Genomic DNA, 19,047 nt, shown 5'->3' on the forward strand with positions numbered 1-19,047 from the left:
CATGACCGACCGACTGGGCGCCCTGGCCGCCGCCGGTGTCTCCATCTGGCTCGACGACCTGTCCCGCGAGCGCCTGAACAGCGGCAACCTGCAGTCGCTCATCACCGACAAGCACGTCGTCGGGGTCACGACGAACCCGACGATCTTCGCCAACGCGCTGGCGAACGGAGCCGCCTACGACGCGCAGGTGCGCGAGCTGGCCTCCCGCGGCGCCTCCGTCGAGGACGCGGTGCGCGAGATCACCGTCGCCGACGTGCAGCAGGGCTGCGACGTCTTCTCGGGTACGTGGGAGGCCACCGGCGGGATCGACGGGCGGGTGTCGCTCGAGGTCGACCCGCGGCTGGCCCACGACACGGAGAAGACCGTCGCCGAGGCGCTGGACCTGTGGAAGGCCGTCGACCGGCCCAACCTCCTGGTCAAGATCCCGGCGACCAAGGAGGGGCTGCCGGCGATCACGCAGGCGCTCGCCGAGGGCGTCAGCGTGAACGTGACGCTGATCTTCTCCGTGGAGCGCTACCGCGACGTGATGAACGCCTACCTCGAGGGCCTGGAGCGGGCCGCGGCCAACGGGCACAACCTGTCCGGCATCGCCTCGGTGGCCAGCTTCTTCGTCTCCCGCGTGGACACCGAGATCGACAAGCGCCTGGAGGCCATCGGCGGCAGCGCGCTGGAGCTGCGCGGCAAGGCCGCGATCGCCAACTCGGTCCTCGCCTACGCCGCATACCAGGAGATCTTCTCCGGCGAGCGGTGGAAGAAGCTGGAGGCGCAGGGCGCCAAGGTGCAACGGCCGCTGTGGGCCTCCACCGGCGTGAAGAACCCGGCCTACCCGGACACGCTCTACGTGTCCGAACTGGTCGTGGCCGGCACCGTCAACACGATGCCGGAGAAGACCCTCGACGCGTTCGCCGACCACGGCGAGGTGCGCGGTGACACCGTCACCGGCCGGGCGGACGAGGCGCAGCGGGTCTTCGACGCGGTCGCCGACGCCGGTGTCGACCTGACCGACGTGTTCCTCACCCTCGAGAAGGAGGGTGTGGAGAAGTTCGACAAGTCCTGGGCCGAGCTGCTCGAGACGGTGCAGGGCCAGCTAGACGGCGCGAAGAGCTGATCACGAAGCCATGACCTGGACGAACCCGCTGCGCGACGAGCGGGACAAGCGGCTGCCGAGGATCGCCGGGCCCTGCAGCCTGGTGATCTTCGGCGTCACCGGGGACCTGTCCCGCAAGAAGCTCATGCCGGCGATCTACGATCTGGCCAACCGCGGGCTGCTGCCGCCCGGTTTCGCCCTCACCGGCTTCGCCCGCCGCGACTGGGCCGCGGAGGACTTCGGCAAGATCGTCTACGAGGCGGTCAAGCAGCACGCCCGCACTCCGTTCCGCCAGGAGGTGTGGGACCGGCTCGCCGAGGGGTTCCGGTTCGTTCCGGGCTCGTTCGACGACGACGAGGCGTTCGACCGGCTCGCACAGACCGTGCGCGAGCTCGACGCCCAGCGCGGCACCAACGGCAACCACGCCTTCTACCTGTCGATACCGCCGTCGGCGTTCCCGGTGGTGTGCAAGCAGCTCGCCCGCTCGGGCCTCGCCGCTTCGGACGGCGAGCACTGGCGCCGGGTGGTGATCGAGAAGCCGTTCGGCCACGACCTGAAGTCGGCGATCGAGCTCAACGCGATCGTCAACGACGTCTTCCCCGAGGACGCGGTCTTCCGCATCGACCACTACCTCGGCAAGGAGACGGTGCAGAACATCCTGGCGATGCGGTTCGCCAACCAGCTGTTCGAGCCGATCTGGAACTCCCACTACGTCGACCACGTCCAGATCACGATGGCCGAGGACATCGGGCTGGGCGGCCGCGCGGGCTACTACGACGGCATCGGCGCGGCGCGCGACGTCATCCAGAACCACCTCCTGCAGCTGCTCGCGTTCACCGCGATGGAGGAGCCGACCTCGTTCTCCGCGGCCGAGCTGCGCACCGAGAAGATCAAGGTGCTCAACGCGACGCGGCTCGTCGGCCCGCTCGACGAGACGACCGCGCGCGGGCAGTACCTCGGCGGCTGGCAGGGCGGCGAGTGGGTGCCCGGGCTGAAGGAGGAGGAGGGGTTCAACCCCGAGTCCAAGACCGAGACCTACGCCGCGATCACCCTCGAGGTCGACACCCGCCGCTGGGCCGGGGTGCCGTTCTTCCTGCGCACCGGCAAGCGGCTCGGCCGGCGCGTCACCGAGGTCGCGGTGATCTTCAAGCGGGCGCCGCACCTGCCGTTCGACGCGACGATGACCGAGGAGCTCGGGCAGAACGCGCTGGTCGTGCGGGTGCAGCCGGACGAGGGCATCACGATGCGGTTCGGTTCGAAGGTCCCCGGCAGCCAGATGGAGGTCCGCGACGTCACGATGGACTTCGGCTACGGCACGTCGTTCACCGAGTCGTCACCGGAGGCCTACGAGCGGCTGATCCTCGACGTGCTGCTCGGCGAGCCCAGCCTGTTCCCGGTGAACGCCGAGGTGGAGCGGTCTTGGGAGATCCTCGACCCGGTCATCGAGCACTGGGCGAAGCAGGAGCAGGGGCCCGATCCGTACCCGGCCGGGTCGTGGGGGCCGGAGTCGGCCAACCGCATGCTGGCCCGCACCGGACGCGCCTGGAGGCGACCGTGATCGTCGATCTTCCGTCGTCCACGACCTCGGCGGTCAACAAGAAGATCGTCGAGCTGCGCGAGAAGGGTGGCGTGCTCGCGCTCGGCCGCGTGCTGACGCTGGTCATCGTCACCAACGACGGGGCGGAGCTGGAGCCCGCCGTCGAGGCCGCCAACGCCGCTAGCCGGGAGCACCCGTGCCGGGTGATCGTGGTGGCCAGGGGGGCGCGCAAGGCCGCGCCGCGGTTGGACGCCCAGATCCGGGTCGGCGGCGACGCCGGCGCCAGCGAGGTCATCGTCCTGCGCGGCTACGGCCCGCTCGCGGACGGCGAGGCGGCCGCCGGCATGGTGATGCCGCTGCTGCTGCCCGACGCGCCGGTGGTGGCGTGGTGGCCGGGTGAGGCGCCCGCGGTGCCGTCGCAGGACCCGGTGGGCCGGCTCGCGCAGCGCCGCATCACCGACGCGCTGGCGTCGCGCAACCCGATCAAGGCGATCGAGCAGCGCAGGGCGAACCACGTGCCCGGCGACACCGACCTGACCTGGACCCGGCTCACGCCCTGGCGGGCGCTGCTGGCCACCGCGCTCGACGGCCCGCCGCACGAGCCGGTGCTCAGCGCGACGGTGGCCGGGGAGACCGTGTCGCCGTCGACCGACCTGATGGCCGGCTGGCTGGCCGCCCGGCTGAACGCGAAGGTCAAGCGCTCCCCCAACGACGGCGGGCCCGGCCTCACGTCGGTGCGGCTGGACCGCCCGTCGGGCCCGGTGGAGCTGGTGCGCCCGGACGGCAAGGTCGGCTGGCTGCGCCAACCCGGCCAGCCGGACCGCCAGGTGGCGCTGATGCGCCGCGAGGTGCGCGATTGCCTCGCCGAGGAGCTGCGCCGCCTCGACCACGACGAGCCGTACGCGGAGGCGCTGGCCGGGTGGAGCAAGGTCTCCCGCGGCCGCACGCCGGTGAAGGCGGTCCTGTGAGCCCGATCGAACCCATCCCGACCGACGGAGCAGGAGCACGGTGAGCAGCAAGAGCGTCGTCGTCCACCCCGATGCGGACTCCCTCGCGGCCGCCGCGGCTGCCCGGTTGATCACCAAGATCGTCGACCTGCAGGCGGGCGGCGGCGCACCGAGGATCGTGCTGGCCGGTGGCGGGGTGGCCATCAAGATGCTCGAGCACGTGCGCGAGTCCCCGGCCGCCGCCGCGATCGACTGGTCGCGCATCGAGCTGTACTGGGGCGATGAGCGCTACGTCGCGCCGGACCATCCGGAGCGCAACGAGCTGCAGGCCCGCCGGGCGCTGCTCGACCACGTGCCCGTCGACCCGGCGAAGGTGCACCCGATGGGCGCAGACACCGGCGGCCCGGTCGAGGAAGCCGCGGCCGCCTACGCGGAGCTGCTCGCGGAGCAGGCCGGTGGATCGGGCGTGCCGGCGTTCGACGTGCTGCTCGCCGGCATGGGCGGCGAGGGGCACACCCTGTCGGTGTTCCCCGACTCCCCCGCGGTGCACGAGACGACCGCCGGCGTGGTGGCCGTCCACGACTGCCCGAAGCCACCGCCCACCCGCATCTCGCTCACGCTGCCGGCGGCGCGGGCCGCAGCGGAGGTGTGGATCGTGACCGCGGGCGGGGCGAAGGCCGAGGCCGTCGCCGCGGCCCTCGGCGGGGCTCCCGAGGTGGAGAAGCCGATCGCCGGGGCCGTGGGGCGCGAGCGCACCCTCTGGCTGATCGACCGTGAGGCCGCGGGGAAGCTGCCCGGTTCGTGACGCAGGTCGTCGTCGACGGCGCGAACGTCGTCGGCTCGCGGCCGGACGGGTGGTGGCGCGACCGCGAGGGTGCTGCGCGCCGGCTCGTAGCGGCCCTGGCCGAGGCGCTCGCCGAGCCGGAGGACCTCGCCGCAGCACTCGGGGTCGCACCACCGCTGCAGGTGCACGTCGTGCTGGAGGGCCGGGCGGCGCACGCCACCGAGCTGCCGGAGCACCCGGACCTGGTGGTCGTGCGCGCCCCGGCCGACGGTGACACCACGATCGCCGAGGTCGCCGCAGGTCTGATGGGCCAGGTGGTGGTGGTGACGGCGGATCGGGAGCTGAGGCAGACCGTGGCCGCCGGCGGTGCGTCCTCGATCGGGCCCGGCGCACTCCTGACGGCGCTGCCGTGAGCGCGGAGCCGGGGCGCCTCGCGCTCGACGGCCCGATGCCCGGGGTGTTCCGAGCGGTGATCAGGGCCGGCGTCGGGCCGGGCCGGTCGCGGGGCCGGCGCCGGCGACGACCGGTCGGTGCTGCAGCGCGCTGGAGTAGACGACGCTGGTGGTGACCGGCCCGAGGCCGGCGTTGCGTCCCGTGATCTCCTCCAGGTGCCGCATGGAGCGCGCCGCTCGGTCGGGACGAAGCAGTCCTCCCCGTCACGTGGCGCGCCTCCCGGACCTCGGGGGTGGTGGCGAGGAGATCGTGGAACGGCTTGTCGTTGCCGTGCGGGTAGCGCAGCCGAACCAGCGCGAGCGATGGCGAGGCCGAGCTTCTCCGGGTCGACCTCGGCGCGGTAGCCGGTGATGATGCCGGCGGCCGTACCTTCTCGCCCGTGGATCATGACGCCTCGGTCTGCTCGACCACCCGCTGCACGCACTGGGTCCGGTGTCGCCGACGTGGCCGCCGGGACCCGGGGAGACCTCGGGACAACCGCGCAGTCCACTGACCACGCCGTGGAGCGCTTGAGGTGGCCGCGGTGCGCTCGCCCCGTTGTCCCGACCCGGCTGCGCCGAAGCAGGCCGGCACCTGCTCGCCGGACTGGCGCTGGGAGTCGACGCCCTCGGCGGAACCGACGGCGAGCATCGGCTCGAGCTGACCGTCCGCGACACCGCGGCGGACCCCGGGCGCGCCGCCGCGGCCGTGGAGGAGCTGCCCGGACTCGGCGTGGCCGCCGTCGTCGGCGAGTTCCACAGCGTCGCCGCCTGCGCCGCTGCGGAGCGCGCCGACGCGCTGGGTGTGCCGTTCCTGTGCTCGTCGGCGGTGATCGACGCGCTCACCGACCGCCCGACGGACCGTGTGGCGCGGCTGCCACCGCCGCAGTCGCGCGGCTGGCGCTTCTCCGCGGAGTTCCTGCTGGCCGCCGGTCACCGCCGCGTCGCGGTGGTCAGCGAGCCGAGCCGGTACTGAGCGGCCGGAACCCGCGTCCTGCGCGACCACCTCGCGGGGCACGGCGGGACGCTCGTCGAGCTCGCCCCCGCCGCAGCGACGGACGGGCTCGCCGCGAGCGGGGCCACCGCGTTGCTGCTCCTCGTGGGCTACCCCGAGCCCGCGGTGTCGATCGTGCGGTCGGTGCGCCGCGATCCTCGCCTGGCCGGGGTGCTGATCGGCGCCCCGGCCGGGCGGCCGGACTCCGCGGAGTGGGCCGCCGTGCTCGGCTCGGACGGCGCCGGCGTGCCGTTCCTGCGCTACCTGCCCGCGCAGCTCGACCCGCTCGGTGCCCAGGTGCGGGACCAGCTGCAGGCGCCGCTGGGCGAGCCGCCGTCGTTCGTCGCGCTCGCGGGCTACGACGCGATCGCGGTGCTCGCCGCGGTGCTGCGCACGGACGCGTCGTGGGCCGAGGTCGCGGTGACCGGCACCCGCGGGCCGATCCGGTTCGCCCGTCCGCCCGGCTCCGCCGGCTGGCAGTGGACGGCGCCGCCCGGCTGCGGGTGCTCGCCGTCCGCTCCGGCTCGGCCGGGCAGCGGGGCATCGGGCAGCGGGTCATCGACGTGGTCGCGGGCGGGACGACGGAGCGGTGACGCGGGAGCGCAGGTGCCGGGCGGCGGCCGGCTCAGCCGACCGCCGCCCGGGGACGGGCCCACACGGCCACCGCGTCCAGGAGCGCGTCGAGGGCGTCCTGCTGCTGCGGGCGCGGGGCGAGCCGGCCGGGCGCGGTCGGATCGGCCGGCTCGGCGTCGTTGAAGTCCACGTCCGCGAGCAGTTCCAGCGACACCTCCTGGGGCACGGTCACCGCCTTGACCTCGGCGAAGACCGTGCGGAGGTGGTCGATCGCGCGGGTGCCGCCGTGCGCCCCGTACCCCACGAAGCCGACGACCACGCCGTTCCACTCGGCGTACAGGTAGTCGACGGCGTTCTTCAGCGACGCCGGGTACGAGGCGTTGTGGACGGGCGTCACCACCACGAACGCGTCGTAGGAGCGCACGGTCTCCGCCCAGCGCAGGGTGTGCGGGTTGCGGTAGTCCCCGAAGACGGCGGGCACCGGCTCGTCGAGCAGCGGTAGCCGGAGGTCGGCGAGGTCGATGACGTCCACCTGAGCGAACCGCGGATGGCGGCGGGCGGCGTCCGCGACCCAGGCGGCCACCATGGGGCCCCGGCGCGCGGGGCGGGTGCTGCCGACGAGGACGGCGAGCGTGAGTGCGTCGTTCGTCATGGTGGTGACTCTTCGGCGCGCGCCGGGCCGGAGGGAGACCCCGGTCAGACTGGCCCTGCGAGGGCCACCCTTGCGCGGGTGCGGCCCGGCAGACTGGACGACCGTGATCGAGGGTGAGCTGGGGGCGTTCCTGCGCAGCAGGCGAGAAGCCACGTCACCGGAGGACGTCGGGCTGCCCGCGGGCGGGCGGCGCCGCACGCCCGGTCTGCGCCGGTCGGAGCTGGCGACGCTGGCCGGGATCAGCGTCGACTACCTGATACGACTGGAGCAGGGCCGGGATCGGCACCCGTCGATCCAGGTGCTCACCGCCATCGCCGACGCGCTGGGGCTCTCGGCCGCCGATCGGGCTCACCTCAACCAGCTGGCCGTCGTCGGCCAAGGCGTCGGGCTGTGCCCGAGCGGCCGCCCGCAGCTGGCCACCACCGTGCGGTCGGCCACCGCCGCCGTCCTCGACGCGCTCGACCCGGCGCCCGCGTACGTGGTGAACCACCGCAGCGACCTGCTGGCCTGGAACGACGGGTTCGAGCGGCTCGCCCGCCCCCTCGGCCTGCTCGACGGGTCCCCGCCCAACCTGGCGCGCTACGTCGTCACCGATCCCCGGGCCCGTTCGGCGTTCCTGGACTGGGCGGACGTCGCCGACGAGCAGGTGGCGCTGCTGCACGCCCGGCGGCGCGGGGACTGCGGGACCGCGCAGCTGGTGGACCAGCTGGCCGAGTCGGCGGGGGACGAGTTCACGCGCCGCTGGGAGCGGCGGCCCGTCCCCGACATCCATCCCCGCACCATCGGCGTCACGCATCCGCAGGTGGGGGTGCTGCGGCTGACACCGGAGCCGCTGACCGTTGCGGGGCCGGATGCGCAGTGGCTGACGGTGCTCGTCGCGGCCGACGAGGTCAGCGCCGAGGGGCTGGTGCGGCTCGGGGCGGGCGGCGGCGAGCCGGTCCTGCGGTCGCTGGGTTAGGTCCGACCTCGGCGGAGGTGGGCCGGGACGGCAGGCACGCCGCTCCAGGTGGCTCGCGCAGGGTGCAGTCGCGGTCCTGCGCCGCTGGTGGGGCAGCGTGGCGGGCGTCTGCGGGCCTAGCCTCGACCACCTCGGCGCCCAGGCGCGCAGACCGGTCTGCCGGCGCGCCCGAGGTGCCCCCTAGTCGGTGCTCAGCGCGTCGAGCAGCATTCCGGCATCGGGGTCGTCGAGGCTGCGCGCCACGTCCGCGAGTGCGACGATGCCGACGAGGCTGTGCCCGTCGATGACGGGCAGCCTGCGCACCTTGTGCTCGATCATGGTGCGCAACAGCTCGGCCGCGTCGTCGTCAGCGCCGATGGTCACCGCCTCGCCCTGCGCAAGGTCGCCGGCCTGGGTTGCGCGTGGGTCCTTGCCCGCCGCGAGGACCTTCACCACGATGTCGCGGTCGGTGATCATGCCCTGCAGCCGGTCGTCCTCCCCGCAGATGGGCAGCGATCCGACGCCGAGCTCGGCCATGCGCTGCGCGGCGTCGCTCACTGATTCGGTGCTGCGCACGCAGGTCGCGTCGCTGCTCATGATCTCTCGTGCCGTGGTCATCGCGTCAGTCCTTCCCGGCGGCGTCCCGCACGTGCGGAGGAGTGGGCTACCCCGTACGCCCTCGCGGAAACGTGGCGTGATGGTTGCGCGCGCACGCCATCGGTCCGCAGTGGGCCGGCCCGAGGACCAGGCGGCGGCCTCGGGCTCGCCGCCGGCGTCGGCGAACGTGCGCACGGCCGGTACCAGCGCACGCCGGCGGGTCGCCGGCAAGCACTGCAGGACTTCGGCGATGGCGGCGCGTCGGAAGTCCATGACCCGCGCAGCCAGGTCCTGCCCTTCGCGGTCAGCGTCAGCACGAGGTGGCGCGTCGACCACGTCGTCCGTCGGGCCCGCGGCGCTCACGGCCGCAAGCCTGCCCGTAGCGGGCGTGCGCAACCAAGACTGCGTGCGAGATGGCAACGATTGCGCGTCGGCAACTGAACCGGTGAGGAGCGGGTACTCCATGCGCGTGGACGCAACGAGCGCGGGCCTCTCCGGCACGTCCGGCAGCGACCGGATCGCCCGACCGTGGGGAGACCGGACCCCGTACGGGCCGGGAGACGAGTGGCCGGCTCGCACCGACGTCTTCCTGGCCGACGGGATCGGCGCGGACGACGTTGAGCGGTGGGTCCGCACGGCCTCGGTGCTGCACTCCAACGGCGACGCGATGGACATCGCCGTCGCCGGCGGACGTATCGTGGGCGTGCGGGGGCGTGCCGAGGACCGCGTCAACAGAGGCCGGCTCGGCCCCAAGGACCTCTACGGCTGGCAGGCCAACAACTCGCCGGACCGGCTGCGGCGCCCGCTCGTGCGCGAAGGCGGCCGCCTCGTCGAGACCGACTGGGACACGGCGATGGCCCGCGTCGTCTCCCGCACGCGCGAGCTGCTCGACGCCCGAGGGCCGAGCGCGATCGGCTTCTACACCAGCGGGCAGCTGTTCCTCGAGGAGTACTACACGCTGGCCGCGATCGGGCACGGCGCCATCGGCACCAACCACATGGACGGCAACACCCGCCTGTGCACCGCGAGCGCAGCCGCCGCGCTGAAGGAGACCTTCGCCTGCGACGGCCAGCCCGGCTCCTACACCGACGTCGACCACGCCGACGTGATCGCGCTGTTCGGGCACAACGCCGCAGAGACCCAGTCCGTGCTCTGGTCCCGCATCCTCGACCGGCTGGCCGGCCCGCAACCGCCGCGGATCGTCTGCGTCGACCCACGCGGCACCCCGGTCGCGCAGGCCGCCCGGTCCGGCGGCGTGCACCTGGCCCCGCTCCCGGGGACGAACGTGGCGCTCATGAACGCGCTGCTGCACCAGATCATCGCGAACGACTGGGTCGACCAGGAGTACGTCGACGCGCACACGGTCGGGTACGCCGAACTGCGAGACCGCGTCGCGCAGTGCCCGCCGGAGTGGGCCGCGCAGGTGTGCCGGGTGCCCGCCGAGGACATCCGCGCCGCCGCGCGGGTGCTCGGCACCGCCGAACGGTTGCTGTCCACCGTCCTGCAGGGCGTCTACCAGTCACATCAGGCCTCTGCGGCCGCGGTGCAGGTCAACAACCTCCACCTGATCCAGGGCATGCTCGGTCGGCCGGGCTGCGGCATCCTCCAGATGAACGGACAACCGACCGCGCAGAACACCCGTGAGTGCGGTGCGGACGGGGACATGTCGGGTTTCCGCAACTGGAGCAACGGCGCTCACGTCACCGACCTGGCGCGGCACTGGAACCTCGATCCGTTCCAGATCCCGCACATGAGCCCACCGACGCACGCGATGCAGATCTTCCGCAACGTCGAGCAGGGCACCATCGCGCTGCTCTGGGTGTCCGGGACGAACCCCGCCGTCTCCCTGCCGGAGCTGCCGCGGATCCGCTCAGTGCTGGCCCGCCCCTTCCTCGTCGTGCAGGACATCTTCCTGACCGAGACCGCAGAGCTGGCCGACGTCGTGCTGCCCGCTGCCACCTGGGGCGAGAAAACCGGTTGCTTCACCAACGTCGACCGCACCGTTCACCTGTCGGACAAGGCCGTCGAACCGCCCGGGGAAGCCCGCCCCGACCTCGACATCTTCCTCGACTTCGCCCGCCGCATGGACTTCCGCGACCGCGGCGGCCTGCCGTTCCCGCAGTGGCACGACGCCGAATCGGCGTTCGACGCGTGGGCCGCGTCCACCGAGACCCGCCCGTGCGACTACACGGGCCTGTCCCACGCGCGGCTGCGCGCCGCGCCGTCGGGGATCCAGTGGCCGTGCAACGCTGAGCACCCCGACGGCACCGAGCGCCTGTACGGCGACGGCCGCTTCTTCTCCCACCCCGACGAGTGCGAGAGCTACGGCCGAGACCTCGTGACCGGGGCACCGCTCGACCTCACCGAGTACCGCGCGCTCAACCCGGACGCGAAGGCGATCCTCAAGGCCGCGGAGTACCTTCCGCCGCACGAGCCGATCGTCGACGAGTACCCGTTCGCGCTGATCACCGGCCGCACCCTCTACCACTTCCACACCCGCACCAAGACCGGACGCACTCCCCAGCTGCAGGCCGCCGCGCCGGACGTGTGGGTGGAGTGCTCCCGAGCCGATGCCGCGCGCCTCGGCCTCGACGAGGGTGACCTCGCCGAAGTCTCGACCGCACGCGGCAGCATCCGGGCCAGGGCACGGATCGGCGGCATCCGCGATGGCGTGTTGTTCGTGCCGTTCCACTACGGCTACTGGGACACCACGGACGACGCGCACGACCGCGCGGCCAACGAGTTGACCCCCACCGACTGGGACCCCGTCTCCAAACAGCCGCTGTTCAAGACCGCCGCCGCCCGCATCACCCGGGTGTCGCCCGCGACCGGACCGGCACCCGCCCCGACCACCGCGGCGTCCTACCCCGTCACGGCCGGGGTGCCACCGACCGCCGGGGCCACCGCCGAGACGAGGGGGGCGCGCCGATGAGCAAGATCGATCTGGTGCTGCGCGAGCTGCACCGGTCCGAGAACAGCCTCGCGCGGACCTTGCTGCTGATGGCCGATCGACACCGTGCCGAGCACGAGGTGTTCCACGTTGCACGCGACATCGCCGGCTGGTCGCAGGAGCACGTCGAGCGCATCGTGGCCTGCGCGGAACGGCGCGGCCTGCACATCTCCCGCTCCGCGTCGGCGGGAGCGCCCGCCGTCGTCGAGCGGGTGGTGCAGCGTGCGAGCACAGCTGTGACCTCGCGACCGGAGACGGGCCTGCTGCTGCTCGCTGACCTACGCCGCCTGCACCGGAAGGCGGCCGGGGTCTCCCTGGACTGGGAGGTGCTGGCGCAGGCCGCCCAGGCCATGAAGGAGCGCGACGTCTTCGAGCTGGCCAGTAGCTGCCATCCCCAGACGCTGCGCCAGATGCGTTGGGCCAATGCTCAGCTCAAGGTGCACGCACCTCAGGTCATCGCCTCCTGACCCAGGCGCTGCTGGCCGACATCGGCCTCAGCCAGGTGCGCTGCGACCCGGCGATGCGGCCCCGGTGCCCGGGCACCGCTTCGGCGGCGGTTGCTCGCCCACGCGGCCGACCGCGCAGGAGCGACGGCGGTCCATCACCGACGAGGCACGCACGTGGAACAGGCCAAGGCCTGACGGGCCCCGCCTGCCCCACGTGCGTGCACAGGTCCTCAGCCCTGCTCCTCCGGCAGCCGGCCGTTGTTGTAGTCGTCGTACGCGGCCAGGTCGAGGAAGCCGTGCCCGCTGAAGTTGAACAGGATGACCTTCTCCTCGCCGGTCTCCTTGGCCGCGAGGGCCTCGTCGATGGCGGCGCGGATCGCGTGGGAGGTCTCCGGGGCGGGGATCTTGCCCTCGGTGCGGGTGAACTGGACGGCGGCCTCGAAGACCTTGCCCTGCGGGTACGCCACGGCCTCCATGCGGCCGTCGCGGACGAGCTGGGAGACCAGCGGTGCGTCGCCGTGGTAGCGCAGGCCGCCCGCGTGGATCGAGGGCGGCATGAAGTCGTGGCCGAGGGTGTACATCGGCAGCAGCGGGGTGGTCCCCGCGACGTCGCCGAAGTCGTAGTCGAACGTGCCCTGGGTCAGGGTCGGGCACGACACCGGTTCGACCGCGAGCAGCCGCACGTCCTTCTCGGGGACGAACGGGAAGGTGATGCCGCCGAGATTCGAGCCGCCGCCGCACGGCGCGATGACGACGTCGGGCAGCCGCTCCCCCGCCTGCTCCAGCTGCTCCTTCGCCTCGAGCCCGATCACCGTCTGGTGCAGCAGCACGTGGTTGAGGACCGAGCCCAGCGAGTAGTGGGTGTCGTCGCGGGAGACGCAGTCGCGGACCGCGTCGGAGATGGCCGAGCCGAGCGAACCCGGGTTGTTCGGGTCGTCCACCGGAGACGGGACGACCTCGCCGCCCCAGGTCTCGATCGCGATCCGCCGGTACGGCTTCTGCTCATAGGAGGTGCGGACCATGTAGACCTTGAGGTCCAGGTCGAACTGCGAGCACGCGAACGACAGAGCGGTCCCCCACTGGCCGGCACCGGTCTCCGTGGTCAGGCGGGCGATGCCCTCCTGCTTGTTGTAGAAGGCCTGGGCGACCGCGGTGTTGGTCTTGTGGCTGCCCGAGGGCGAGACCGACTCGTCCTTGAAGTAGATCCGCGCGGGCGTGCCCAGCGCCTTCTCCAGGCGGGTGGCGCGCACCAGCGGCGTGGGACGCCACAGGCGCAGGATGTCGAGCACCTCACCCGGGATGTCGATCCACGGGTCGGTGCTCACCTCCTGCCCGATCAGCGCCATCGGGAACAGCGGTGCCAGGTCGTCCGGGCCGACGGGCTCGCGAGTGCCCGGGTGCAGCGGCGGCTGCAGCGGAGACGTGAGGTGGGGGATGACGTTGAACCACGCCGTCGGGATCGCGGAGGGCGGCAGTGACCATCGGCTCATGGCGAGAATCTATCGCCGATCTAGGCTCGTCCCACATGAGCCTGCCCCGACGGACAGTCCCCGCCGGCGCCCTGACGACAGCGCTGCCGACAGCGCTGACGACAGCGCTGACGACAGCGCTGACGACGGCGCTGGCGCTGGTGACGGCGCTGATGACGGGGTGCAGTGCTCCTCCGTCGGCCGCGCCCGATGCTCCTGCGGCCAGCAGCGCTCCACCGCCTCCGCCGGCGTCGTGCCTGCTCGACGTCGACCGGCTCACCGCTGCTACGGGCATCACCCGGACCGCCGAGGCGGAGACGGGCACCGCGACCCGCTGCGTCTACGACCCGGTCGGGGCACCGGAGGAGGCGTTCGCCGCGGTCACCCTCGACGACGGGCCGAACCTCGACACCGTCGCACAGGCGTGCGTACCCGGCACCCGGCAGGCCGCTGGCAACGGGTTCGTGTGCCGCCTCGGCGCGGGCTCCCTGATGGCGGCCACCACCCGCGACGGTGAGCTCGTCACCGTCACCGTGGCGAAGGCCCCGCCCGGCACCACCACCGAGGCGCTGACCGAGGCGCTCGCCGAGCAGCTGCCCGACCTCTAGAAGACGAAGCGCTCCCCCGGCCGCGGCCGAGGGAGCGCAGAAGAGGCCGAGCTCAGAGCTCGCGCGACGCGCGCAGCCGGGCCAGCGCTTCTTCGAGGATGGCCTCGCCGTCCTCGTCGGTCCGCCGCTCCTTCACGTACGCCAGGTGCGTCTTGTACGGCTCCGTGCGCGGAGGTGCGGGCGGATTGTTCCCGTCGCGCCCGGCCGGGAACCCGCAGCGCGGGCAGTCCCAGGTCTCCGGGATCTCGGCGTCGATCGCGAACGACGGCGAGGTCACGTGGCCGTTCGCGCAGTAGTAGTTCACGCGGCACCGGGGGGCGGTCTCGCCCCGCTCGGACTCACCCATCGGACCGGCACCCACGCGGGTGCCTCGGATCGCATTTCCACCTGCCATGGCCAACTGGTCACGCCCCGATCTTCACGAGGAGGCCGATGCCGATGATGGCGATGAGCCATACGGCACCGACGAACAGGGTCAACCGGTCGAGGTTCTTCTCGACCACGCTCGATCCCGAGAGGCTCGACTGCACGCCGCCGCCGAACAGGGACGAGAGGCCACCGCCTCGCCCGCGATGCAGCAGGATCAGCAGCACCAGCAGCACGCTGGTGACGATCAGCACGATCTGCAGTGCGAGATGCATCCGTTCCTCGACTTCCGGACCTTCGCGAGCGTTCGCAGGTCTGACGGTGGTGGGGCGTACGAGGGTACCTGGAGCTCAGGGCCACGCGTGCCCCGGGTCACGATCGGATCGATCAAGGCCGGTCGGCCCCGGCCGGCCCGTCCGGCCGGGGCGACCACGACGCCGTCGAGGAAGAGCCGTCAGGGTAGCGGGCCGCCCGCCGCCACGGCGCACAGCTTCGCGAACTCCGCGCCGTCCAGGCTGGCCCCGCCGACGAGCGCGCCGTCGACGTCGGGCTCGGCCACGATCTCGCCCACGTTGCTGGACTTCACCGAGCCGCCGTAGAGGATCCGGAGGCGCCGGGCTACGTCGGCGTCGTACAGCTCGGCCAGGGTGGCGCGCAGTGCGGCGCACGCCTCCTGCGCGTCGGCCGGGCTGGCCACCTTGCCCGTGCCGATGGCCCAGATCGGCTCGTAGGCGACGACGAGCGTCGGCCCCTCACCCGTGATCTGCGCGGCGGGCACCTTCGCCAGCGCGGCCCGCAGCTGGGCCGTGATGTGTGCGATGTGCCCGCCCGCCTCGCGGACGTCCAGCCCCTCCCCCACGCACAGGATGGGGGTGATGCCGTGCTTGAGCGCCGCCCGCACCTTGAGGTTGACCAGCTCGTCGGTCTCGTGGTGGTACTCGCGCCGCTCCGAGTGCCCGACCACGACGTACTTGCAGCCGAGCTTGGCGAGCATCGGCCCCGACACGTCGCCGGTGTAGGCACCGGAGTCGTACGGGGAGATGTCCTGCGCGCCGTGCACCATCAGCAGCTCGTCGCCGTCGATCAGCGTCTGGACGCTGCGGATGTGCGTGAACGGCGGCAGGACCGCGACGTCGACCTTCGCGTAGTACTTCTCCGGCAGCGACATCGCCAGCTTCTGGACGAGGTGGATGCCCTCGAGGTGGGTGAGGTTCATCTTCCAGTTGCCGGCGATGAGCGGCTTGCGCGGCTCGACCTGCTGGTTCATGCCTGCTCCTGCTCCAGCACCGCGATGCCGGGCAGGTGCTTGCCCTCCAGGTACTCCAGTGAGGCGCCGCCGCCGGTGGAGATGTGCGAGAAGCCGTCCTCGGCGAGGCCGAGCGCCCGCACCGCAGCGGCCGAGTCACCGCCGCCGACCACGGAGTACGCCGACGAGGCGATGATCGCCTCCGCCACGCCGCGGGTACCGGCGGCGAACGGCGCCATCTCGAACACGCCCATCGGGCCGTTCCAGAACACCGTCTTCGCCGCGCCCAGCACCTCGGTGAACGCCGCGACGGACGCCGGGCCGATGTCCAGCCCCATCCACCCGTCGGGGATCTGGTCGGCCGGCACGGTCTGCGTGGCGGCGTCCGCGGCGAACTTGTCGGCCACCACGACGTCGGTCGGCAGCACGATCTTGCCGGTCTCCAGCAGCCGCCGGCAGTCGTCGATGCGCTCGGTCTCCAGCAGCGACGTGCCGATACCCAGGCCCTGCGCGGCCAGGAACGTGAAGCACATGCCACCGCCGACCAGCAACGAGTCGACCCGCGGCAGGAGCGACTCGATGACGGCCAGCTTGTCGGAGACCTTGGAGCCGCCGAGCACGACCGTGTACGGCCGGTCCGGGTCGCCGGTCAGCCTGCGCAGCACCTCGACCTCGGCCAGCACGAGCCCGCCGGCGTAGGCCGGCAGCTCGCGGGCCACGTCGTAGACCGAGGCCTGCTTGCGGTGCACGACGCCGAAGCCGTCGGACACGAACGCGCCGTCGCTGCCGACCAGCGCTGCCAGCTCACGGGCGAGCGCCGCCCGATCGTCGTCGTTCTTGCTGGTCTCGCGCGGGTCGAAGCGCACGTTCTCCAGCAGCACGACCTCGCCGGGCCCCACCTGGGGCGCGCCGTCGGCGAGCTGGACCAGGGGCACCTCGGTGCCCAGCAGCTCGCCCAGGCGCTTCGCCACCGGGGCGAGCGAGTACTCCGGGTCCGGCCCGCCCTTGGGGCGGCCCAGGTGCGCCGCGACGACCACCCGCGCCCCGGCCCCGCGCAGCGCGTTGATCGTCGGTAGCGACGCGCGGATCCGGCCGTCGTCGGTGATCGTCTCGCCGTCCAGCGGCACGTTCAGGTCGGAGCGCACGAGCACACCGCGCCCCTTCACGTCCGTGGCGAGCAGGTCGTCGAGGGTCTTCACCGGGCGGCTCCCACCCCGAGTCGGTCCTCCGTCCACATCCCCGTCACAGCTTCGACGCCACCAGGCTCACGATGTCGACGAGGCGGTTCGAGTAGCCCCACTCGTTGTCGTACCAGCCGAACACCTTCACCTGGTTGCCGATGACCTTGGTCAGCGGCGCGTCGAAGATGCACGACGCCGGGTCGGTGACGATGTCCGACGACACCAGCGGCGCCTCCGAGTAGCTCAGGACGCCCCTGAGCGGGCCCTCCTCGGCAGCGGCCTTGTACGCGGCGTTGATCTCCTCGACGGAGACCTCGCGGCGCAGCTCCACGGTCAGGTCGGTGATCGACCCGGTGGGCACCGGCACGCGCAGCGAGTAGCCGTCCAGCTTGCCCTTCAGGTGCGGCAGCACCAGACCGATCGCCTTCGCGGCGCCGGTGGTGGTCGGCACGATGTTCAGCGCCGCCGCCCGGGCCCGGCGCGGGTCGCGGTGCGGACCGTCCTGCAGGTTCTGGTCCTGCGTGTAGGCGTGGATCGTGGTCATCAGGCCCTTCTCGATGCCGGCCAGGTCGTCGAGGACCTTGGCCAGCGGGGCCGCGCAGTTCGTGGTGCAGGACGCGTTGGAGATGATGTCCTGCGAGCCGTCGTACTGGTCGTCGTTGACCCCCTTGACGATGGTGATGTCCTCACCGGTGGCCGGCGCCGAGATGATGACCTTCTTCGCGCCCGCCTCCAGGTGCTTCGCGGCGGCCTCGCGCTTGGTGAAGATGCCCGTCGACTCGACGACGATGTCCACGCCGAGGTCCTTCCAGGGCAGCTCGGCGGGGTCGCGCACCGCGAGGCCCTTGAAGCCCTTCCCGTCGACGATGATCTCGTCGTCGGTGGAGGTGACCGGGTACGGCAACCGGCCCAGGATCGAGTCGAACTTCAGCAGGTTCGCGAGCGTCGCGTTGTCGGTGATGTCGTTGACCGCGACGATCTCGATGTCGAGGCCGGACGCGGACTTCTGGGCGTCCAGCGCCCGCCAGAAGTTCCGGCCGATCCGTCCGAAACCGTTCACGCCTACGCGCACAGTCACGCTCGTGCCTCCTCGATCGCCGTATGCCGGTCACCAGGGTCGGTGCGCGGCTTCCGCGCACCGACCCTAGCGTTGCGGTCCGTCATCCGCGCAGGGAGGGTCTGGATCGATCAACATGCGAGGTATCACGCGTGGGCGTGATCTCAGGCCTCCTCCAGCATCTCCGGGGTCACGGCCGACTCCGTGTCGGGGATGCCCAGGTCGGCGGCCCGCTTGTCGGCCATGTGCAGCAGCCGGCGGATCCGCCCGGCGACGGCGTCCTTGGTCATCGGCGGATCGGCCAGCTGGCCCAGCTCCTCCAGCGACGCCTGCGTGTGCTCCAAGCGCAGCTTGCCGGCCTGCAGCAGGTGCGGCGGCACGTCGTCGCCGAGGATCTCCAGCGCCCGCGACACCCGCGCGGCCGCGGCCACCGCGGCCCGTGCCGAGCGGCGCAGGTTGGCGTCGTCGAAGTTGGCCAGCCGGTTGGCCGTGGCCCGCACCTCGCGGCGCATCCGCCGCTCCTCCCACGCGAGCACGCACTCGTGCGCGCCCATGCGGGTGAGCAGCGCGCTGATCGCGTCACCGTCGCGCACCACCACGCGATCGGCGCCGCGCACCTCGCGGGCCTTCGCCGTCACGCCGAGCCGCCGGGCCGCCCCCACCAGCGCCAGCGCCGCCTCCGGCCCGGGGCAGGTCACCTCGAGCGCCGAACTGCGGCCCGGTTCGGTCAGCGAGCCGTGCGCCAGGAACGCCCCCCGCCAGGCGGCCTCGGCGTCGCAGAGCCCCCCGGACACGACCTGCGGCGGCAGCCCGCGCACGGGACGGCCGCGGTTGTCGAGCAGCCCGGTCTGGCGGGCCAGCCCCTCCCCGTCGCGCACCACCCGGATCACGTAGCGGGCGCCGCGGCGCAGACCGCCCGCGGTGATCACGTGCGCCTCGCAGGTGTGGCCGTAGAGCTCGTGGATCTCCTTGCGCAGGCGGCGGGCGACGGATCCGGTGTCGACCTCGGCCTCGATGACGACGCGGCCGCCGACGATGTGCAGGCCGCCCGCGAAGCGCAGCAGCGCGGCCACCTCGGCGCGCCGGCAGCACGGCTTCGTGACGGCGAGCCGCGAGAGCTCGTCCTTGACCGCTGAGGTCATCGCCATGGGTGGAACCTCCGGACAGGGGCGGGAGTAGGGAGCG

The 19,047-nt window shown here is 72.7% G+C and carries 20 protein-coding genes and 1 pseudogene; 11 read left to right on the plus strand and 10 right to left on the minus strand.

Annotation, left to right across the window (positions count from 1 at the left end):
* Nucleotide 1: 1 nt before the first annotated feature.
* Genes tal through BUE41_RS00580 form a run of 5 tightly spaced genes read left to right on the plus strand, consistent with a single transcriptional unit; the run spans nt 2 to nt 4,768 of the window.
* Nucleotides 2-1,108: a transaldolase gene (tal, locus tag BUE41_RS00560; RefSeq protein ID WP_073454823.1), complete on the plus strand. Its 1,107-nt coding sequence runs from the start codon at nt 2-4 to the stop codon at nt 1,106-1,108.
* Nucleotides 1,109-1,118: 10 nt separating this feature from the next.
* Nucleotides 1,119-2,645, plus strand: a complete 1,527-nt coding sequence (gene zwf / locus BUE41_RS00565) for a glucose-6-phosphate dehydrogenase (RefSeq protein WP_073454824.1) — start codon at nt 1,119-1,121, stop codon at nt 2,643-2,645.
* A complete protein-coding gene (opcA, locus tag BUE41_RS00570) occupies nt 2,642-3,592 on the plus strand; it encodes a glucose-6-phosphate dehydrogenase assembly protein OpcA (protein WP_073455115.1) in 951 nt (316 codons plus the stop codon). Before zwf ends, opcA begins: the two co-directional genes overlap by 4 nt.
* Nucleotides 3,593-3,632: 40 nt before the next feature.
* Complete coding sequence (gene pgl / locus BUE41_RS00575; protein WP_073454825.1) at nt 3,633-4,376, plus strand: 6-phosphogluconolactonase; 744 nt, start codon at nt 3,633-3,635, stop codon at nt 4,374-4,376.
* Nucleotides 4,373-4,768, plus strand: a complete 396-nt coding sequence (locus tag BUE41_RS00580) for a hypothetical protein (RefSeq protein ID WP_073454826.1) — start codon at nt 4,373-4,375, stop codon at nt 4,766-4,768. The genes pgl and BUE41_RS00580 overlap by 4 nt, the downstream gene beginning before the upstream one ends.
* A 60-nt stretch (nt 4,769-4,828) precedes the next feature.
* Here BUE41_RS00580 and BUE41_RS31585 read toward each other — a convergent pair whose 3' ends face one another.
* On the minus strand, nt 4,829-4,972 hold the full coding sequence (locus tag BUE41_RS31585) for a hypothetical protein (RefSeq protein WP_234996857.1): 144 nt from the start codon (nt 4,970-4,972) through the stop codon (nt 4,829-4,831).
* A gap of 370 nt (nt 4,973-5,342) precedes the next feature.
* Between BUE41_RS31585 and BUE41_RS31045 the strand changes: the two are divergent.
* Both BUE41_RS31045 and BUE41_RS31050 read left to right on the plus strand, forming a co-directional pair.
* Nucleotides 5,343-5,762, plus strand: a pseudogene (locus tag BUE41_RS31045) (ABC transporter substrate-binding protein); the annotation flags it as partial.
* Nucleotides 5,763-6,184: 422 nt separating this feature from the next.
* Nucleotides 6,185-6,373, plus strand: coding sequence for a hypothetical protein (locus tag BUE41_RS31050; protein WP_200803702.1), 189 nt, complete (start codon nt 6,185-6,187; stop codon nt 6,371-6,373).
* 32 nt (nt 6,374-6,405) lie between these two features.
* Here the strand turns inward: BUE41_RS31050 and BUE41_RS00600 are convergent, their stop codons facing one another.
* Nucleotides 6,406-7,005 carry an NADPH-dependent FMN reductase gene (locus BUE41_RS00600; protein WP_073454829.1) on the minus strand — a complete coding sequence of 200 codons (600 nt, stop codon included), beginning with the start codon at nt 7,003-7,005 and terminating at the stop codon, nt 6,406-6,408.
* Between the two features lie 103 nt (nt 7,006-7,108).
* On the opposite strand from BUE41_RS00600, the gene BUE41_RS00605 reads away from it, so the two are divergent.
* Complete coding sequence (locus tag BUE41_RS00605) at nt 7,109-7,963, plus strand: helix-turn-helix domain-containing protein (RefSeq protein WP_073454830.1); 855 nt, start codon at nt 7,109-7,111, stop codon at nt 7,961-7,963.
* Between the two features lie 180 nt (nt 7,964-8,143).
* Here the strand turns inward: BUE41_RS00605 and BUE41_RS00610 are convergent, their stop codons facing one another.
* Nucleotides 8,144-8,560 carry a CBS domain-containing protein gene (locus BUE41_RS00610; RefSeq protein WP_073454831.1) on the minus strand — a complete coding sequence of 139 codons (417 nt, stop codon included), beginning with the start codon at nt 8,558-8,560 and terminating at the stop codon, nt 8,144-8,146.
* Between the two features lie 442 nt (nt 8,561-9,002).
* Here BUE41_RS00610 and BUE41_RS00615 point away from each other — a divergent pair, with 442 nt between their 5' ends.
* Nucleotides 9,003-11,471 carry a molybdopterin oxidoreductase family protein gene (locus BUE41_RS00615; protein WP_073454832.1) on the plus strand — a complete coding sequence of 823 codons (2,469 nt, stop codon included), beginning with the start codon at nt 9,003-9,005 and terminating at the stop codon, nt 11,469-11,471.
* A 14-nt stretch (nt 11,472-11,485) separates the two neighbouring features.
* Nucleotides 11,486-11,956 carry a hypothetical protein gene (locus tag BUE41_RS00620; RefSeq protein WP_234996858.1) on the plus strand — a complete coding sequence of 157 codons (471 nt, stop codon included), beginning with the start codon at nt 11,486-11,488 and terminating at the stop codon, nt 11,954-11,956.
* Between the two features lie 209 nt (nt 11,957-12,165).
* Here the strand turns inward: BUE41_RS00620 and BUE41_RS00625 are convergent, their stop codons facing one another.
* On the minus strand, nt 12,166-13,434 hold the full coding sequence (locus BUE41_RS00625) for a TrpB-like pyridoxal phosphate-dependent enzyme (RefSeq protein WP_200803712.1): 1,269 nt from the start codon (nt 13,432-13,434) through the stop codon (nt 12,166-12,168).
* Nucleotides 13,435-13,460: 26 nt separating this feature from the next.
* Between BUE41_RS00625 and BUE41_RS00630 the strand changes: the two genes are divergently transcribed.
* Nucleotides 13,461-14,012, plus strand: a complete 552-nt coding sequence (locus tag BUE41_RS00630) for a hypothetical protein (protein WP_073454835.1) — start codon at nt 13,461-13,463, stop codon at nt 14,010-14,012.
* A gap of 52 nt (nt 14,013-14,064) precedes the next feature.
* Here the strand turns inward: BUE41_RS00630 and BUE41_RS00635 are convergent, their stop codons facing one another.
* The 6 genes from BUE41_RS00635 to whiA form a co-directional block, all read right to left on the minus strand.
* Nucleotides 14,065-14,406 carry an RNA polymerase-binding protein RbpA gene (locus BUE41_RS00635; RefSeq protein WP_073454836.1) on the minus strand — a complete coding sequence of 114 codons (342 nt, stop codon included), beginning with the start codon at nt 14,404-14,406 and terminating at the stop codon, nt 14,065-14,067.
* 10 nt (nt 14,407-14,416) lie between these two features.
* Nucleotides 14,417-14,653, minus strand: coding sequence for a preprotein translocase subunit SecG (secG, locus tag BUE41_RS00640; RefSeq protein WP_073454837.1), 237 nt, complete (start codon nt 14,651-14,653; stop codon nt 14,417-14,419).
* A gap of 179 nt (nt 14,654-14,832) precedes the next feature.
* Nucleotides 14,833-15,645, minus strand: coding sequence for a triose-phosphate isomerase (gene tpiA, locus BUE41_RS00645; RefSeq protein WP_073454838.1), 813 nt, complete (start codon nt 15,643-15,645; stop codon nt 14,833-14,835).
* Nucleotides 15,642-16,823, minus strand: coding sequence for a phosphoglycerate kinase (locus BUE41_RS00650; protein WP_073454839.1), 1,182 nt, complete (start codon nt 16,821-16,823; stop codon nt 15,642-15,644). The genes tpiA and BUE41_RS00650 overlap by 4 nt, the downstream gene beginning before the upstream one ends.
* Nucleotides 16,824-16,866: 43 nt before the next feature.
* The gene (gene gap, locus BUE41_RS00655) at nt 16,867-17,883 is read right to left on the minus strand and encodes a type I glyceraldehyde-3-phosphate dehydrogenase (protein ID WP_073454840.1); all 1,017 of its coding nucleotides are present in this window, start codon (nt 17,881-17,883) and stop codon (nt 16,867-16,869) included.
* A gap of 143 nt (nt 17,884-18,026) precedes the next feature.
* The gene (gene whiA / locus BUE41_RS00660) at nt 18,027-19,010 is read right to left on the minus strand and encodes a DNA-binding protein WhiA (protein ID WP_073454841.1); all 984 of its coding nucleotides are present in this window, start codon (nt 19,008-19,010) and stop codon (nt 18,027-18,029) included.
* Nucleotides 19,011-19,047: the final 37 nt, after the last annotated feature.

The sequence above is a fragment of the Pseudonocardia thermophila genome (assembly GCF_900142365.1).
GTDB classification, from domain to species: domain Bacteria; phylum Actinomycetota; class Actinomycetes; order Mycobacteriales; family Pseudonocardiaceae; genus Pseudonocardia; species Pseudonocardia thermophila.

Coding starts and splice junctions, on each gene's coding strand:
- BUE41_RS00630 (WP_073454835.1), top strand. CDS start 13,461: ATGAGCCTGCCCCGACGGACAGTCCCCGCCGGCGCCCTGACGACAGCG.
- tpiA (WP_073454838.1), bottom strand. CDS start 15,645: ATGAACCAGCAGGTCGAGCCGCGCAAGCCGCTCATCGCCGGCAACTGG.
- BUE41_RS00615 (WP_073454832.1), top strand. CDS start 9,003: ATGCGCGTGGACGCAACGAGCGCGGGCCTCTCCGGCACGTCCGGCAGC.
- BUE41_RS00600 (WP_073454829.1), bottom strand. CDS start 7,005: ATGACGAACGACGCACTCACGCTCGCCGTCCTCGTCGGCAGCACCCGC.
- BUE41_RS00635 (WP_073454836.1), bottom strand. CDS start 14,406: ATGGCAGGTGGAAATGCGATCCGAGGCACCCGCGTGGGTGCCGGTCCG.
- secG (WP_073454837.1), bottom strand. CDS start 14,653: ATGCATCTCGCACTGCAGATCGTGCTGATCGTCACCAGCGTGCTGCTG.
- whiA (WP_073454841.1), bottom strand. CDS start 19,010: ATGGCGATGACCTCAGCGGTCAAGGACGAGCTCTCGCGGCTCGCCGTC.
- BUE41_RS31585 (WP_234996857.1), bottom strand. CDS start 4,972: ATGCGGCACCTGGAGGAGATCACGGGACGCAACGCCGGCCTCGGGCCG.
- tal (WP_073454823.1), top strand. CDS start 2: ATGACCGACCGACTGGGCGCCCTGGCCGCCGCCGGTGTCTCCATCTGG.
- zwf (WP_073454824.1), top strand. CDS start 1,119: ATGACCTGGACGAACCCGCTGCGCGACGAGCGGGACAAGCGGCTGCCG.
- BUE41_RS00610 (WP_073454831.1), bottom strand. CDS start 8,560: ATGACCACGGCACGAGAGATCATGAGCAGCGACGCGACCTGCGTGCGC.